Annotated in this window: 2 protein-coding genes; both read left to right on the top strand. The window is 66.3% G+C overall.

Annotation, left to right across the window (positions count from 1 at the left end):
* The first annotated feature begins 316 nt into the window (after positions 1-316).
* Positions 317-8,323, top strand: a complete 8,007-nt coding sequence (locus ACRVY7_RS06130) for an amino acid adenylation domain-containing protein (RefSeq protein WP_431816412.1) — start codon at positions 317-319, stop codon at positions 8,321-8,323.
* A gap of 21 nt (positions 8,324-8,344) precedes the next feature.
* Positions 8,345-16,510 (top strand): amino acid adenylation domain-containing protein (locus ACRVY7_RS06125; RefSeq protein ID WP_431816411.1); only part of this gene is annotated, 8,166 nt, incomplete at its 3' end.

Here is a 16,510-nt window from a genome sequence, read left to right as displayed (position 1 = left end):
GTCTACCTGATCTACTTTTCCGCAGATCGATTTCGATGCGCGAGAAAGTTACCCCGTTCAGGGGACATGTGTAACGACGAGGTGGAGATGAGCGATCAAAGTCGGGAAAGCATTTTTGTCACCTAATCCGCCCTGGTAATCAATTCTGAACTACTTCCTTCGATTGAATTGTCTAGCGTTTCCTTCCGTAGAAATACACCTTGGGTGAGACTAGGTCGGGTAAATGGCGGGATCGGTTTCCAGGGCAGGCCGGCCGCAGCCAGCCGGCGTAGCCAGCGGGGATCGGGGCGAGTCGGTACAACCCGGGAGTGAGGATATGAGCCAACAGCACACGGCGGACGATCGTCGTGAAGCGGGCCTCGGTGGTCCGCTGCTCGAGTTGACGGCCGCGCAGCGCGGCATGTGGTTTGCGGAAAGTCTCTCTCCTGATTACTCGGTAACCGTCGCGCAGTACATCGACATCAGGGATGATGATCGGCCGCTCGACGAGGAACTTCTTCGCCAGTTGATCGTCGACGCAGGTCGTGAGACCGAGATGGCCTTCACGCGGATCGTCGAGGTCGACGGTGTGCCGATGCAGGTTGTTGACCAGTCGATCGACAACCATTTGCAGGTTGTCGACCTTCGCGGCGAAGCCGATCCGGTCGCTCGCGCCCGTGACTGGATGAATTCCGATTATCGCGGCAATATGGACCTGCTGTCGGACCCCCTCGTCGTGGGTGCACTTCTTCGCGTCGCCGATGATCGCATTTTTTGGTACGTGCGTGCGCATCACATCGCCCTCGACGGATACGCAGCGCTGACCGTGGTATACGAGATTCTCAACCGTTACAACGCGGCGGTCACGGGTGCGGAATACGTCGCCAAACCCGGCGCCAAGCTCGATGAATTGGTTGCCGACGATCAGAAGTATCTCAGTGGCACCCGCCGCCAGGCTGACCGCGAATATTGGGCAGATCGCGTCCATGATCTTCCTGAACGAGTCACCCTAGCTCAGCAATCCGCAGCGGCTCCACTCTCGCCCTGCAATGCCGTTGCCGCCACCGAGATGGATTCCGCGCGCCAGCAGACCATCGAGCGTCTTGCCGCGTCGCTCAACAGTTCGCCTGCGGTGCTACTGAGTGCCGGATTTTCGGCATTTCTCGCCCGGATGGCGGGAACCGACGATGTCGTTCTGAGCCTTCCGGTGACCGGCCGGGCCACGGCAAAGATCAAGCGTGCGGCCGGCATGGTCTCCAATATGTTGCCCGTGCGATTTCGCGACGTGAGGCGTCTGTCGATGCGCGGCCTCGTGGACCAGGCGCAGCTCGAGTTCACCGGTGTGCTCCGGCACCAGCGCTACCGGTTCGAAGACATCCGCCTCGACGCGGGACTGCAGGACGCCAACACCGCGTCGTTCGGTCCGATCGTGAACATCATGTTCTTCGACAAGCCCGTCGAGATGGCGGGTGCGACCGTGGACTACCACATCCTGGCGTCGGGCATCCTCGAGGATCTGCGGCTCAACCTGTACCAAGCGAGTCCCACCGCACGGATCGGCGTCGACCTGCACGGTAACCCCAATCTCTACGACGAGGCCGAACTGCGCGGCCACCTCGAGCGCTTCCTCGCGTTCCTCGATCGCGTCCTGGCGCACCTGGACACTCCCATCGGCGACCTCGATCTGCTGCTCCCCGGCGAACGCGCGGATCTCCTCGACCTCGGCGTAGGCCCGCTCCGGCCGCTTCCGACGCCGTCTGCCCACCTGCTCGACGGTTTCGAGGCCGCGGTCGGTGAGACACCGACGGCCACCGCGGTCGAGTTCGGCGACCATGAGTGGACATACCGGGAGTTCGATGAACTGCGGTGGCGCTTCGCGGCCACGCTGCGTTCGGCGGGAGTCGGCCAGGGCGATCACGTTGTCGTCTCGCTCGACCGTGGGCCCGCCCAGGTCGTCGCGATCTACGCGGTACTCACTCTGGGCGCGGCGTACGTCCCCGTCGACCCGACGCAGCCCGACCAGCGCCGTTCGCTCATCGCCGATGCCGTCGGCGCGCGCGTGGTGATCGACGACGAGTACCTCGTCAACGTGGGGTTCGGACCTGGTGGGTTCGGCGACGGCAGGATCTACGACGGCGCAAGGAAAACTGTGGGCGGCGGGGCAACTGCCGCCTACGTCATCTTCACCTCGGGCTCGACCGGAGTGCCCAAGGGCGTGCAGGTCAGCCACGAGGCGGTCATCAACAGGCTCGCCTGGATGCAGGACAACTACGGCCTCGCGACCGACGACGTCGTGCTCTACAAGACTCCGTTCACCTTCGACGTTTCGGTGTGGGAGCTGCTCTGGGCTCTCGGGCGGGGTGCTCGGCTGGTGATCGCCAAGCCGGGTGGCCACCGCGATCCCGCGTATCTGCGTGAGTTGATCATCTCGCGCGGGATCACCGTCCTGCACTTCGTTCCGTCGATGCTCGACGTGTACACCGAGGTGCTGGCGAACGAGGGGCACTCGACGCTTCTGCCGTCGACGGTCCGGTTCGTGTTCACCTCAGGTGAGGCTCTTCCGCGGAGTCTCGCCGAGCGGGTGATCGACGGATCGCACGCTGATCTGGTCAATCTCTACGGCCCCACCGAGGCGGCGGTCGATGTCACCGAGTGCACGGTGGGCAGCGACGACGGTCCGGTGCCCATCGGTACGCCGGTGGCCAACACTCGGGTTCATGTCCTCGACGGTGCCTTGGCTCAGGTGCCGGTCGGTGTCGCGGGTGAGCTCTACCTCGCCGGTATCCAACTGGCCGACGGTTATGTCGGTCGTCCCGGGCTGACCTCGGAACGATTCGTCGCCGACCCGTTCGCGCCCGAGGGCACTCGGATGTACCGAACCGGCGATCTGGTCAGGTGGGCAGACGATGGGAGTCTGCACTATCTCGGGCGGACCGACTTCCAGATCAAGATCCGTGGACAACGCGTCGAGCCGGGTGAGATCGAGGCCCTCCTCGACGCCATGCCCGGAGTCGATGCGAGTGCGGTGGTGCCTCGTACCGACCTCGCTGCGGGACCCGTGCTCGTCGCATACGTCCGTTCCGAGAGCACGGACGTCACCGAGAGCGCCGCACTGGCATGGTGCCGCGGGCATCTGCCATCGCACATGGTCCCGGTTGCTGCGATGCGACTCGATGAGTTCCCGTTGAACCCCTCGGGCAAGCTCGATCGGAAGCGGCTTCCCGTACCCGAACTGAACCGCTCCGTCGAGTACGTCGCGCCACGAACGCGAGTCGAGCTCGCGCTCTCCTCACTGATCACCGAGCTCCTCGGTGTTGAGCGGATCGGATTGCGCGACAACATCTTCGCGCTGGGTGGCGACTCGCTGATGGCCGCGCGTCTCGTCTCGCGCGCGCGTAGCGAACGAGATCTCCAGGTTGATCTGACCGCCGTGTTCTCGGCTGTCGACATCGGTGGGATCTCAGATCTGACCGAATTCGGTGGCGAGCCCGAACATGTGGCGTTACGTCGCTTCGAACGGGAAGCGGTCATTCCGTTGTCGCACGCGCAGACTCGGCTGTGGTTCGTCAATCGCATGGATCCGGGCGCCGCGACCTACAACATGCCCGGCGCCGTGCGACTCGGTCACGAGGTCGATGTCGACGCATTGCACGCGTCGATCGAGTTTCTCGTGGAGCGTCACGAGACGCTGCGCACACGATTCGGCTCCCACCTCGGCGAGCCCGTGCAGGAGATCCTCACGACTGCCGAGGCGATGGAGTTCCTCGACACCGAGGTGTTCGACGCGGTGGATCGTCTCGACGAGTTGATCGCCGCCGAGGCGGCACGGGGCTTCGATCTCGTACGTGAGATCCCGTTCCGGATCCGCATCCTGCGTGATCGCGACGGATACGTCGTCGTCACCGTGTTGCACCACATCGCAGGCGACGGGTTCTCGCTACAGCCGTTGATCCGCGACCTGGTGGTCGGCTACACGCACCTTCGTGACGGCACGAAGCCCGACCTCGAACCGTTGGAGGTCCAGTACGCCGATTTCGCCATCTGGCAGCGCACACTCCTCGGCGAGCTGGAGTCGCCGACCGAACGTGCCGCCGAGGGCCTGTCGTTCTGGCAAACCGAGCTCGCGGACATGGCCGATTTGCTGATGCTTCCCACCGATCGTCCTCGGCCGCACCTGCCGACCGGGGCGGGCGGCTACATCGATGCAGTCATCGATGCCGAGCTCGCGACGAGTATCAGGGGCCTCGCGCGAGATCGCGGCGTCACACCGTTCACTGTGGTGCACGCGGCGCTGGCGATCGTGCTGTCGCGGTGGGCGGAGGTCGATGAGGTCTCGATCGGCACGGCTGTGGCGGGCAGAGACGAGCCGGCGACAGCGGAATTGGTCGGAATGTTCGTCAACACGGTGGTGCTACGCACCGCGGTGTCGTCTGTGGACACCGTGGCAGACCTCCTCGAGCGCGCCCACGAGACCAAAACCCGCGCGGTTCGGCACGCCGACATCCCGTTCGAGTGGATCGTCGACGCGGTGAGTCCGGAACGCTCCGCCTCGCACACACCGCTCTTCCAGGTCGCACTGACGATGCACCCGGGGCACGCGACCACGCTGCATCACTTCGACGAATCGGCTCGACTCATCGACGCGCGGGTGCCCGCCGCGAAGTTCGACCTGTCGATCACGGTGACCGATCAGGCTGACTCGGGTGGTTACGATCTCGAACTCTCCTACGCCGCTGACATTTTCGAGCGTCGCACCGCGGAACGCGTTGCCGCACAACTCGATTTGGTGTTGCAAACCATGGTCGCCGCGCCTGCACGCTCGGTCGGGACCATCGACATCGTCGCCGACGAGGACCGGGCCGAGCTGATTTCCGGTGTCGAGGCACTCGCGGAGCCCGCGCTGCTGCGAGACCTTTTCAGGGCGGGCGCCGAGCAGGCCGACCCGCACTCGCTGGCCATCGCCGGCACGTCGGAGATCACCTGGTCGATGCTCGTGGCCCGATCCAATCAGCTCGCCCGCGAACTCGTCTCGATGGGAGTCGGTCCCGGTGACATCGTCGCGATCTGCGTTCCGCGTTCGCATCATTCGGTGCTCTCGATGATGGCGGTCGCCGCCTCGGGTGCGGCATTCGTCAGTATCGACCCGGCGCTGCCCGCTGCGCGCATCGCCGAGATCCTCGCCGACAGCGAAGCGGCGGTCGGGTTGAGCGTCGAGGAGAGCGACTCGCGTCTCCCGGACACAGTGGACTGGCTCGTCATCGGTCACGAGGACACCGAGTTCCGACTTGCCGGCCACAGCGGTGCGCCACTGGGCGACGCGGAATTGGTCCGCACACCGCATCTCGACGACCTCGCGTACCTGATCTACACCTCCGGGTCGACCGGACGTCCCAAAGCAGCGGCGCTGAGCCACCGCGGACTGTCGAATGTCGTCGCCAACCAGCAGTCGATATTGAGAGTGAGCAGCGAGTCGCGCGTATTGCACGTCGCGTCACCGAGTTTCGACGCGTCGATCTTCGAGATCCTGATGGCGCTCGGCCAGGGTGCCCGACTGGTCATCAGTCCCGCGGGGGTGTTCGGGGGCGACGAACTCGCCACCCTGATGAGGGATCAGAGCGTGACCCACGCGGTGATGACCCCATCGGCGCTGAGCACCATCGAGCCGGCGGCGGTGCCGAAGTTGCGTCGGGTGATCAGTGTCGGGGAGGCGTGCCCGCCGGACCTGATGCGACGCTGGGCGAGGGCAGGGCGCAGATTCCACAACCTCTACGGGCCAACGGAAGTCAGCATCTGGGCCACCGCGGCTGGACCGATGACCGAGCACGACGAGGTGTCGATCGGTTTGTCCATCCCCGGTGTCGGTGCGATCGTGCTCGACCGCGCGCTGCGGCCGGTCCCCACGGGCGTTCCCGGCGAGCTGTATCTGCGTGGCGTCCAACTCGCCCGGGGTTATCATCGCCGCAGCGACCTGACGGCGTCGAGGTTCGTCGCCGACCCATTCGATCCCGGTGAGCGGATGTATCGCACGGGCGATCGCGTAATCCGGACAATGCGTGGCGATCTGCGCTACATCGGACGCACCGACTTCCAGCTCAAGATCCGCGGACTGCGTATCGAACCGGGGGAGGTGGAGGCGGCAATCGTCGACCATCCTCTCGTCACCGACGCGGTGTGCCTCGGCGTGCCCGCGCCCAACGGTGACGATGTGTTGGTGGCTTACGCGACGCTGGCCGAGGGCGCGTCCGCAGATCCTGCGCACATCCTCGAGCATGCGGCCACGCGACTGGCCGGCTACATGGTGCCGCACACGCTCGTCGTCGTAGACGAGTTCCGGCTCACCACATCGGGGAAAATCGATCGAAAGTCGTTGCCGGCGGTCGACTTCGGGACCGCGGCCCCGTATCGCCAGCCGGGGTCGCAGCTGGAGATGGTGGTCGCAGGTGTGTTCGGCCAGGTACTCGGGCTCGAACGCGTCTCCGCCGATGCCGACTTCTTCCATCTCGGCGGCAGTTCACTCTCGGCGACCAAGGTCACGGCACGTCTGGCGGCGCTCCTCGACCGCCAGGTGCCGGTGAAGCTGCTCTTCGAGCGTCCGACGGTCTCCGCGCTCGCCGCGGCATTGACGTCGGGGCCGACGGGGCAGGGCATGCCTGCGCTCCACGCGCGCAGCCGCACCGAACTCGTGCACGTGTCCGGCATGCAGCGGGGCCTCTGGCTGATCAATCGAGCCGAACCCGAGTCCGCCGCGTACAACGTCGCGATGGCTTTGCGGCTGTCCGGCGACCTCGACGTCCCGGCGCTCACCCGTGCCACGATCGACCTCGGGAGGCGTCACGAGGCTCTGCGCACCGTCTATCCGATGATCAACGGTGAACCGGTGCAGGTGATCATGCCCGCCGACGCGCTCGACAACGATGTGCTGCTCGAGGTACGCGACGTCGAGGGCTCCCTGAGTGCTGAGATCGCCGAGATCACCGGTGCCGGCTTCGACATCACCGTGCGGCCACCGGTCCGGGCGGTGCTGCTCAGGGTCTCCCCGGACGAGCACGTCCTCGTCTTCGTGGTCCATCACATCAGCGCCGACGGTGCATCGATGATGCCGCTCGCGCGTGATCTGATGGCGGCGTACGCCGCGCGGCACGGTGGGGCAGAACCCGCATGGAAGCCCCTGGCCGTGCAGTACGCCGACTTCAGCATGTGGCTCTCCGAACGACTCGCGGTGGTCGACGACGGGGTGTCCGAGCAGGAGCGGCAACTCTCCTACTGGCAGGAGCGTTTGTCGGGCCTGCCGGAAATCCTCGAGCTTCCTGCGAGTAAACCGCGCCCGAAGACACCGAGTTTCGAAGGCGCCCCAGTCGAATTCGAGATCCCGTCCGACGTGGTCGCCAAGCTCGAAGAGACCTCCCGCAAGCACCACACCACCCAGTTCATGGTCACGCACGCGGTGTTCGCGGTGCTGCTCGCGCGGCTCTCGGGCCGAGATGACATCGTGATCGGCACACCGTTCGCGGGTCGCGGTGAGCCGCTGCTCGAGGACGTCGTCGGAATGTTCGTCAACACCCTTGCGCTGCGTACCCGGGTTGACGGCGGCGAGCGGTTCCTCGAGTTGCTCGACCGTGTCCGCGGCGACGACCTCGCCGATATGTCGCATGCCGCAATCCCTTTCGATGAGATCGTCGCGCGGATCATGTCGCGGCCGCCGACCGCGCACAACCCGATCTTCCAGGTGATGCTGGCGTTCCAGAACGTCGAATTCCCGGTGCTCCGTCTCGACGGACTCACCGTCGAGCCCGTGCGCGAGGAACTGACATCTGCGAAGGTCGACCTGGCGCTCACCTTCTTCCCGAACGATCCGGAGCGGGAGGCCCGCGGCGGGGCGCTGCGTGCCCAGTTCACCTACGCCACAGCTCTTTTCGACGAGGAGACGGTGAAGCGGATGGCCGCGCGATACGTCCGGTTGCTCGCCGAACTGGTCGACGACCCCGAGCGCGTCGTCGGCGACGCCAGCATGGCCATCGACTCCGATCAGGCCGATGATCCCGCCGAGGGTGATGAGCAGGCGTCGCTGTTCGATCTGATCGCAGATGCCGTGACCTGCGATCCGGATGCGGCGATCCTGCCCGACGTCTGTGCGGTCAGCTTCGGTGATCTGTCGACGCACGTGTCGGCGCTGAGCGCGGTTGTGCCCGACGCTGATTCGGCACTGACGATGGCGCTCATGACGTTGGTTCCCGGACTGGCCACCGCTGGGCCCGCCGAGCTCGACGACGTCCTGAGTTCGTTGCACGCCCGCGCACACAGGGTCGCGGCGCGCGACAAATCCACCCCTATAGATCCCATCTAGCCGGAAGGTCTCCACACAGCCGTGACGGGAATCGACGCGAACGCACTAGAAACATGCTCGGGGTGGGGTCGCCGTCCCGGTATACGTGATCTGATCGGGGTAACCGCACGGACCGAACCGCATGCCCTCGCACTGTCCACACCGGCGACGCTCACGTTCGGCGAGCTCGAAGCGCGCGTTGCGCCGATGGCCACGGTGTTCGCCGGACGCGGTATCGACCCCGATGCCGCGGTCGCAGCCACCATCGCACCATTGGTGACCACACCCGGCGCAGACCCGGCCGCTTCGGCCGCCCTCACGCAGCAGCATCTCGCGCAGATACGTGCGGCGGCCGTCGACACACTCGGTGGGGACGACTGGCAGTCGTTGCCCGGTCTCTTTCGACTCGCGGTGCGGCGCTTCGCCGGTCGGCTCGCCGTCACCGACACCACCGGTGCCGAGCTGACCTATCAGGAGCTCGACGAGCTCTCCGACGCCGTGGCCGTGGGACTGGTCGCCTCAGGTGTGGAAAAGGGCTCGGTCGTCGGACTCGCGACCGCCCGCAGCGTCGACGTCATGGTGGCGATCCTCGGCATCCTGAAGGTCGGCGCGACCTACCTCCCGCTCGACACCTCGCACCCGGCAGATCGCCTGCAGATGGTCGTCGACGACGCGGCTCCGGTCGTGGTGATCTCGGGCGAGGGCGGCCACGCGACGCTCGACCTCCTCGGTGTCGCCCTGACCACGACGGCCGAGCTCTCCGACCGTTCGCGTCACGCGTCGGGGGAATTGCCTGCCGCACTCGACCCGCGGCTGGCCGCCTACGCCATCTTCACCTCCGGTTCCACCGGTAGGCCGAAGGGCGTCGTCGTCGAACATCGGTCGGTGGTGGCGTTGTTGGCTGCAGCGCAACAGCATTACGGGTTCACCGAATACGACGTGTGGACAATGTTCCACTCGTACGCGTTCGACGTCTCGGTGTTCGAGATGTGGGGACCGCTGCTGTTCGGCGGACGTCTGCTCGTCGTGGATTACCTGACAACGCGCAGCCCGGCGGAGTTCGCAGCGCTGCTCGCGGCGCACTCGGTGACCGTGGTGTCGCAGACGCCGTCGGCGTTCTATCAGCTCGCCGCCGCCGTGCGGCCGCGTGGCGAGACGTCTGTCGCTTCCGACGAGTTGTCATCGTCGGTGCGCTACATGGTTTTCGCCGGTGAGGCACTGGACTTCGCGCAGGTGACACGTTGGTACGCCGATCGCATGGCCGGCGCTGGACGCCCGGGGCCGGTGCTGGTGAACATGTACGGCATCACCGAGACGACGGTGCACTCGACGTTCCGTGCGCTCGATCCCGAATTCGTCTCGACAGCAAAGGGATCGGACGTCGGTGACGGGTTACCGGGCCTCGAGATCCACGTGCTCGACGAGCGCCTGCGGCCGGTGCCCGACGGAACGCCCGGCGAGATCTACGTCAGTGGCACGCAGGTGACGCGGGGGTACCTCGGCCGCCCCGAATTGACGGGCGTGCGCTTCGTGGCGGACCCGTTCGCCGGTGACGGACGACGGATGTACCGCAGTGGCGACGTCGCGATCCGTCACGGTGACACTCTCGAATACCTCGGTCGATCCGATGCCCAGATCAAGTTGCGTGGCTTCAGGATTGAGCTCGGCGAGGTCGAAGCGGCGCTGCTCTCCACTCAGGGGGTGGATGCTGTCGCCGTTGCGGTGACGACGCGTGAGAACGGAATCGAACAACTCGTCGGTTACGCCGTCCTCGGCGAGGGCGCCGAGGTGTCTCCGACGGCGATCAGGTCCAACGCCGCGGCGCTGCTGCCGGACTACATGGTTCCCGACGTGGTGATGCTGCTCGACGGTCTGCCGCTCACGGTGAACGGCAAGTTGGATCGTCGTGCGCTTCCCGAACCCGAGATCGTGGTCGACTCGGAGTACGTCGCCCCCGGCACGGAGACCGAGAAGATGCTCGCCGAGATCGTCGCGAACGTACTCGATCTCGAACGGGTCAGCGTCGCCGACTCGCTGTTCGATCTCGGCGGCAATTCGCTTGCCGCCGCCCGCATCGTCGGACGCGCTTCCGACGCACTCGGGGTAGACCTCTCCGTGCGCGACGTGTTCGATGCCCCGACGGTCCGCGGTCTGGCCGAACTGTCGGCTCAGCGTGCCGCCGGTCTGCCCGCGGTGGTGGCACTGCCGCGCCCGCAGCGAATTCCGTTGTCGTTTGCGCAGAGTCGCATGTGGTTCATCAATCAGTTCGACACGTCGTTGCCGACGTACAACATTCCGGCGCTGCTGCGGCTGGAGGGCGATCTCGATGTGCGGGCCCTACGCGCGGCACTGAGCGACGTGATCGAGCGCCACGAGGTGCTGCGGACGACGTTCCCCGCCGTCGACGACGAACCGGTTCAGGTGATCGGCGGTGTCGACGAGATCGATGAGCGACTCGAGTGGCGCGACGTCGACTCGTGGTCGGAGCTGCAGACCGTCGCGATGACGGGTTTCGACGTGACCACGGGCTGGCCGGTGCGTGCCGCTCTGTGGGCGCAGGCGCCCGGACAGTGGGTGTTCGCATTGGTGATGCACCATATCGCGTCGGACGGCGAGTCGTTGCGTCCGCTCGTCACGGATCTCATCACGGCCTACGTTGCCAGAACCGCCGGGGCCGCACCGGAATTCGCGCCTCTGGAAATCCAGTTCGCCGACTACGCCATCTGGCAGCACGACGTTCTCGGTTCCGCGGACGACACGGACTCGATCATCGGACGCCAACTCGGCTACTGGTCACGACAGTTGCGCGGACTGCCGGACGTGCTCGACCTGCCCGCAGACCGGCCGCGCCCGACCGTTGCGTCGATGCGTGGTGCGCGTGCGTCATTCGACGTCCCGGCAACCGTGGCCGACAGTGTGGTCGATTTGGCACGCGCGTCCGGGGTCACCCCGTTCATGGTTGTGCATGGGGCGTTGAGCGCGTTGCTCGCCCGACTGTCGGGGACGGATGACATCGCGATCTCGACCCCGATCGCGGGTCGCGGGCAGCCAGTGCTCGATCCGCTGGTCGGGATGTTCGTCAACACGCTCGTCCTGCGTGTGGGCGTCGACCCCACATTGACCTTCACCCAGTTCCTCGATCGCGTGCGCGGTGTGGACCTCGAAGGCTTCGCGCATGCCGACCTCCCCTTCGAGTCCGTCGTCGAGGCGCTCGACCCGCCACGTTCGGAATCCTTTGCGCCACTGAGCCAGGTCATGCTCACATTCGATCAGAACGCGATGCCCGAGCTCGCCGCACGCGGTATCGCCGCGGCACGACTTCCGGCCCTTGCCGTGGAGCCGGTCGACGTCGACGAGATTCCGGCCAAGGTCGATCTGACGTTCGGGTTGAGGGACACCGGTAACGGTTGGTCTGGCGAACTCGTCTACGCCACAGACATTTTCGATGCCGATACCGCAGAGTCGATTGCCCACCGATTCGTTCGACTGCTCACCGAGCTGACCGAACAACCGGCGCTGCCGGTAGGCCGCTCACGACTGCTCGACGATCAAGAGTACGACGAGATGTCGTCGATCTTCGGCAGTGAGGCGGCAACACCGCGGTTGCTGGCGGATGTCCTGGCCGATGTGGCCACACGGTACGCCGACTGCGCCGCGGTCACCGACGGGTCGGGCGCCGTCGCGACCTACGCTGAACTCGACGCCCGGTCGGATGCCTGCGCGCGGTGGCTCATCTCGCAGGGTGTCGGCACCGAATCGCTGGTGGCACTGGCTATTCGACGCTCGGTGGACCTTCTCACCGCATTGTGGGCGGTGACAAAGGTCGGTGCGGGGTACGTACCCATCGACCCCGACTACCCGGCCGACCGCATCACCTACATGCTGAGCGATTCGGGCGTCTCCCTCGGTCTGACGACATCGGAGTTGCGCGAGCAGTTGCCCTCCTCGGTGACGTGGTCGATCGTCTCCGACGTCGTCACCGTTCGGCAGGGTCCGGCTGAGCCCGCGTCGGCGCCTCTCAGGTCGGACGAACTGGTGCGTCCGCGTCACCTCGACGCCCTCGCCTACGTGATCTACACGTCCGGGTCGACCGGTCGGCCCAAAGGTGTCGCTGTCACCTACCGAGGTATCCACAACTACGCAGCAGACCTGAGCCGCTACGGGGCGGAAGCAGGGTCTGTGGTGATGGGCTATTCGTCTCCGAGCTTCGACGCGTCGATCCTCGAGTGGCTGATCGCCTCCACCGGGGGAGCGACGCTCGCCTATCGGCCCGAGGGCGCGATCGGCGGGGAATTGCTCGAAGAGTTCATGCGCGAGGCCGGGGTCACGCATGCGTTCATGACGCCGACCGTTGCCGCGACGATCAATCCCGCAGCCGTCCCGGGTTTGCAGCTCCTGGCATCGGGGGGTGAGGCGCTGCCGCAGCGACTCGTCGACCGGTGGGCCGACGGGGTCGCCTTCTTCAATGCCTACGGCCCGACCGAGACGTCGGTCGCCGTCGCCAACAGCCGACGCCGCGTCGGCGACCCGGTGCGCATCGGCGGACCCATCGGCGGTGTGGGATTGGTGGTCCTCGACGACGCGTTGCAGCCCGTTCCGGTGAATGTTCCCGGCGAGCTCTACGTCCGTGGTGTCGCGCTGGCCCGCGGCTACCTCGACCGAGCAGGCCTGACCGCTGCGCGCTATGTGGCCGATCCCTTCGGCGGTGGCGGCGACCGCCTCTACCGCACCGGAGATGTGGTGCGATGGCGCCGCACCGAGGGCGGCGAGCTGGAGCTCGAGTATTCCGGGCGTAGCGATGACCAGGTGAAGCTGCGAGGTCTGCGCATCGAATTGGGCGAGGTCGAAGCCGTCTTGTCGTCGTATCCGGATGTCTCGGAGGCGGTCGTGATCGGCGTGGGTGGTGCCGTGGCCACGGCGCTCGCAGGCTACGTGGTGGCAGATGCCGGACTTGATCTGTCCGCGGTGCGCGCACACCTCGAACAGCAATTGCCCGCGCATATGGTGCCCGCCACCATCACCGTCCTCGACGAGCTTCCGCTGACGCCCGTCGGCAAACTCGACAAACGCGCACTCCCGGCACCGGAGCTCCCCGACGGCGACGACTACGTCGAGCCGGCATCGACCGCAGAACGTCAGTTGGCCGCAGTGGTCGCAGGGATGCTGGGGATCGACCGGGTCAGTGTCACCGACTCGTTCTTCGCGCTCGGCGGAGACTCGATCATGTCGATCCGACTGGCATCGGTCGCCCGTGACGCGGGCTTGGCCCTGTCGCCGCGAGACATCTTCGAACACAAGACGATTCGAGCAATGGCTCGCGCAGGCAGCGACGACCGGGCGATCGTGCCCCTCCTGCCCGAGCCGGACGGCGGTGGTTCCGGCGAGGTGCCGCTGAGTCCGGTGGCCGCGTGGTTGCTCGAGACCGCAGGGGAGCCCGCGCGGTTGCGCGACTTCTCGCAGTCCGTGGTGATGATCGCTCCTCCAGATCTGAGTCCGGCCATGCTCGCGGCCGTCCTCGACGCCGTCGTGGCGCTCCACCCGATGCTCGCACTGCAGCTCCGACACACCGACGACGGTTGGAGTCAGGTCGCTGGATCACCCGACTCGCGCGCAGAGGTGCGGGCCGTACATGCCGACGTCAGTACTCGGTCAACGGAGTTCGAGGCGCTGATCCGTGCTGAGCACGCGGCGGCCCTCGGCAAGCTCGACCCCCTTGCGGGGCGGGTGATCGCGGCGGTCCTCGTGTCCGGAAACGACGGCGCGCGTGTCATTCTCGCCATCCACCATCTGTCGATCGACGCCGTGTCGTGGCCGGTCGTCGTCGAAGACATCATCACCGCATGGGGTGCGATGAGCTCCGACGCACAGATGGCGTTGCGGCCAGAGGTGACCTCCGCCCGAGCCTGGCACAGCGCGCTGGCAACCGCGGTGCGTGCCGACGACGAGCTCGACTACTGGACGCCTCGCGTCGGACTTCGCACACCGGGTTTCGACGTCCCGACTCCGCTCGGTCAGGCCGCGCCCGCACCGGTGACCGTCGAACTCGATCCGGAACTGACCGAGGCCGTACTCGCAGAGCTGCCGACGGCCTTCGGCGCGACCACCGCCGACGTACTGATCGCCGCGCTCGCGCGTGCTGTGCGCTCGTGGCAGGACGATCGTGGGCTTGCGGCAGACGGTCCCGTCGCGATGGTGACCGAGGGGCACGGACGCTACGAGGATGTGCTTCTCGACGCCGAGGAGCCACGCCGGGCCGACCTGTCGCGAACGGTCGGATGGTTCACGACCATCGCGCCATTCGCCGTCGATCCCGGTGCCGACGGGATTCACGCCGTCAAGGCAGCGAAAGAGGAGCGGCTGACCCGCCCCGGCAACGGCATCGGGTTCGGAATACTACGCGCGGATCAGCGAAGTCCGTTGTGGGGCTGCGAACTTCCGGCGATCGGCGTCAACTATCTCGGTGCAGTCGGTCAGGGCGTCACCGAGGCCGACACCGCGGTTCCGTTCGCGGTCGACACCCGCGCACCAGCACTGGCGTCGACGGTGTCCGGCCTGATGCCCGCGACAAACGTACTTACGGTCAACATCGCGGTACGTCCAGGCGAGCATGCACGTGCTCTGTTCGCGGATTTCCTGTACGCGCAGAATGTGTTGACCCAGCACGATGTCGCAGCTCTCGCCGCCGCATGGCTCCGCGAACTCGAGGGAATCGTCACCGAGGTTGCCGTGCTCGGTGATCCGGGGCCGTCGCCCTCGGATCTGCCCGGCACAGGTATCACGCAGGCCGATATCGACGACGTGGCAAAGGCGTACCCCGGCGCTGCGATATGGCCGCTGACGCCGCTCCAGCACGGCTTCTTCCTGCAGTCGGCGCTCGCAGGCGCCGGCGGTGACGACGCCGTGGATGTGTATGTGGGACAGGCCGTTCTGCGTCTTGCCGCGCCCGTCGATGACACTCGGCTCCGCCGCGCCGTCGAAGGGCTGTTCTCCCACCACTCCGCCCTGCGGACGAGTTACCTGCAGACCGCGGGCGGTGCGGTGGTGTCCGTCGTGCACCCGTCGGTCGACGTTCCTTGGCGCACAATCGATCTGGGCGAGGTAGACGACACGCGGCGGCACGCGGCGGTCGACGAGGTGGTCGCCGCCGAGCGCGTCACACCATTCGACCTCGCAGCGCCCCCGTTGCTACGGGTCGTGGCGGTTCGTGACTCGGGTGGCGTCACGGTCGTGATCACCAACCATCACATCCTGTTCGACGGTTGGTCGGGTCCGCTCGTCCTCGCAGACCTGCTGTCGCTCTACGCCACCGGGGCGACGTACACCGGTGGACAGCGCACCGGGATGAGCGATTTCGGCGACTTCGCGCGGCGCATCGCGGGCGCCGACCACGCTGCAGGGCTCGCGGCCTGGGGTGACGTGCTCGCAGTGGTCGACGGGCCGACACTCGTCGCGCCCGGCGCGATGGCCACCGCTCACTCATTGCCGCGCAATCATATGATGGTCGTCGACTCGCAACTCGTCGCAGGGCTCGAATCCGTTGCACGAGCGCAGGGTTCGACGCTGGCGACAGTTCTGCAGTTCGCGTGGGCGGTGTTGTTGTCACGGGTGACGGGGGAACGCGTCGTCACCTTCGGCGAGACCGTGTCCGGCCGACCTGCCGACCTCGACGACGCCGCGTCGATGGTCGGCCTGTTCATCAACACGTTGCCCGCGGTCGTCGACGTCGACCCGTCGATGCCGATCGCCGACGTGGTGGCAGCACTACAGAAATCCAAGGTCGCGGTTCTCGATCACCAGCACCTCGGACTGCCGGAGCTGATCGCACTTGCCGGAGTCGACGGTGCCCTGTTCGATACGCTGACGGTCCACGAGTCCTATCCCGTTGACACCGAGTCGATTTCGACGACCGACCCGTCGACAACAGGACTCAGCATCACCGAGGTCGTGGTCAGTGACTCCACGCACTTCCCGCTGAACATGGTCACGTCGCCGCTGAGCGGCGGCGGACTGTCGATCAACCTGAAGTATCTGCCGAGTGCCTTCGACGACGAGCAGATCCGCGTCTTCGCCGAAGCGCTCGGCGTCATCCTGCGCACCGTGGTCGAGCGACCGCAGTCGTTGGTCGCCGACATCTCGTTGGTCGACGCTGCCGAGCGCGCGACGATCGAACGGTGGTCTGTCGGACCCCAGGTCGAGGTACCGGCAGTC

This window comes from Gordonia jacobaea, assembly GCF_965344965.1.
Classification (GTDB): domain Bacteria; phylum Actinomycetota; class Actinomycetes; order Mycobacteriales; family Mycobacteriaceae; genus Gordonia; species Gordonia jacobaea.
This window is presented reverse-complemented; position numbering and strand designations above follow the sequence as displayed.

What these genes read in the sequence shown, in the direction of transcription:
- ACRVY7_RS06130 (WP_431816412.1), top strand. Translation starts at nt 317, where the DNA reads ATGAGCCAACAGCACACGGCGGACGATCGTCGTGAAGCGGGCCTCGGT.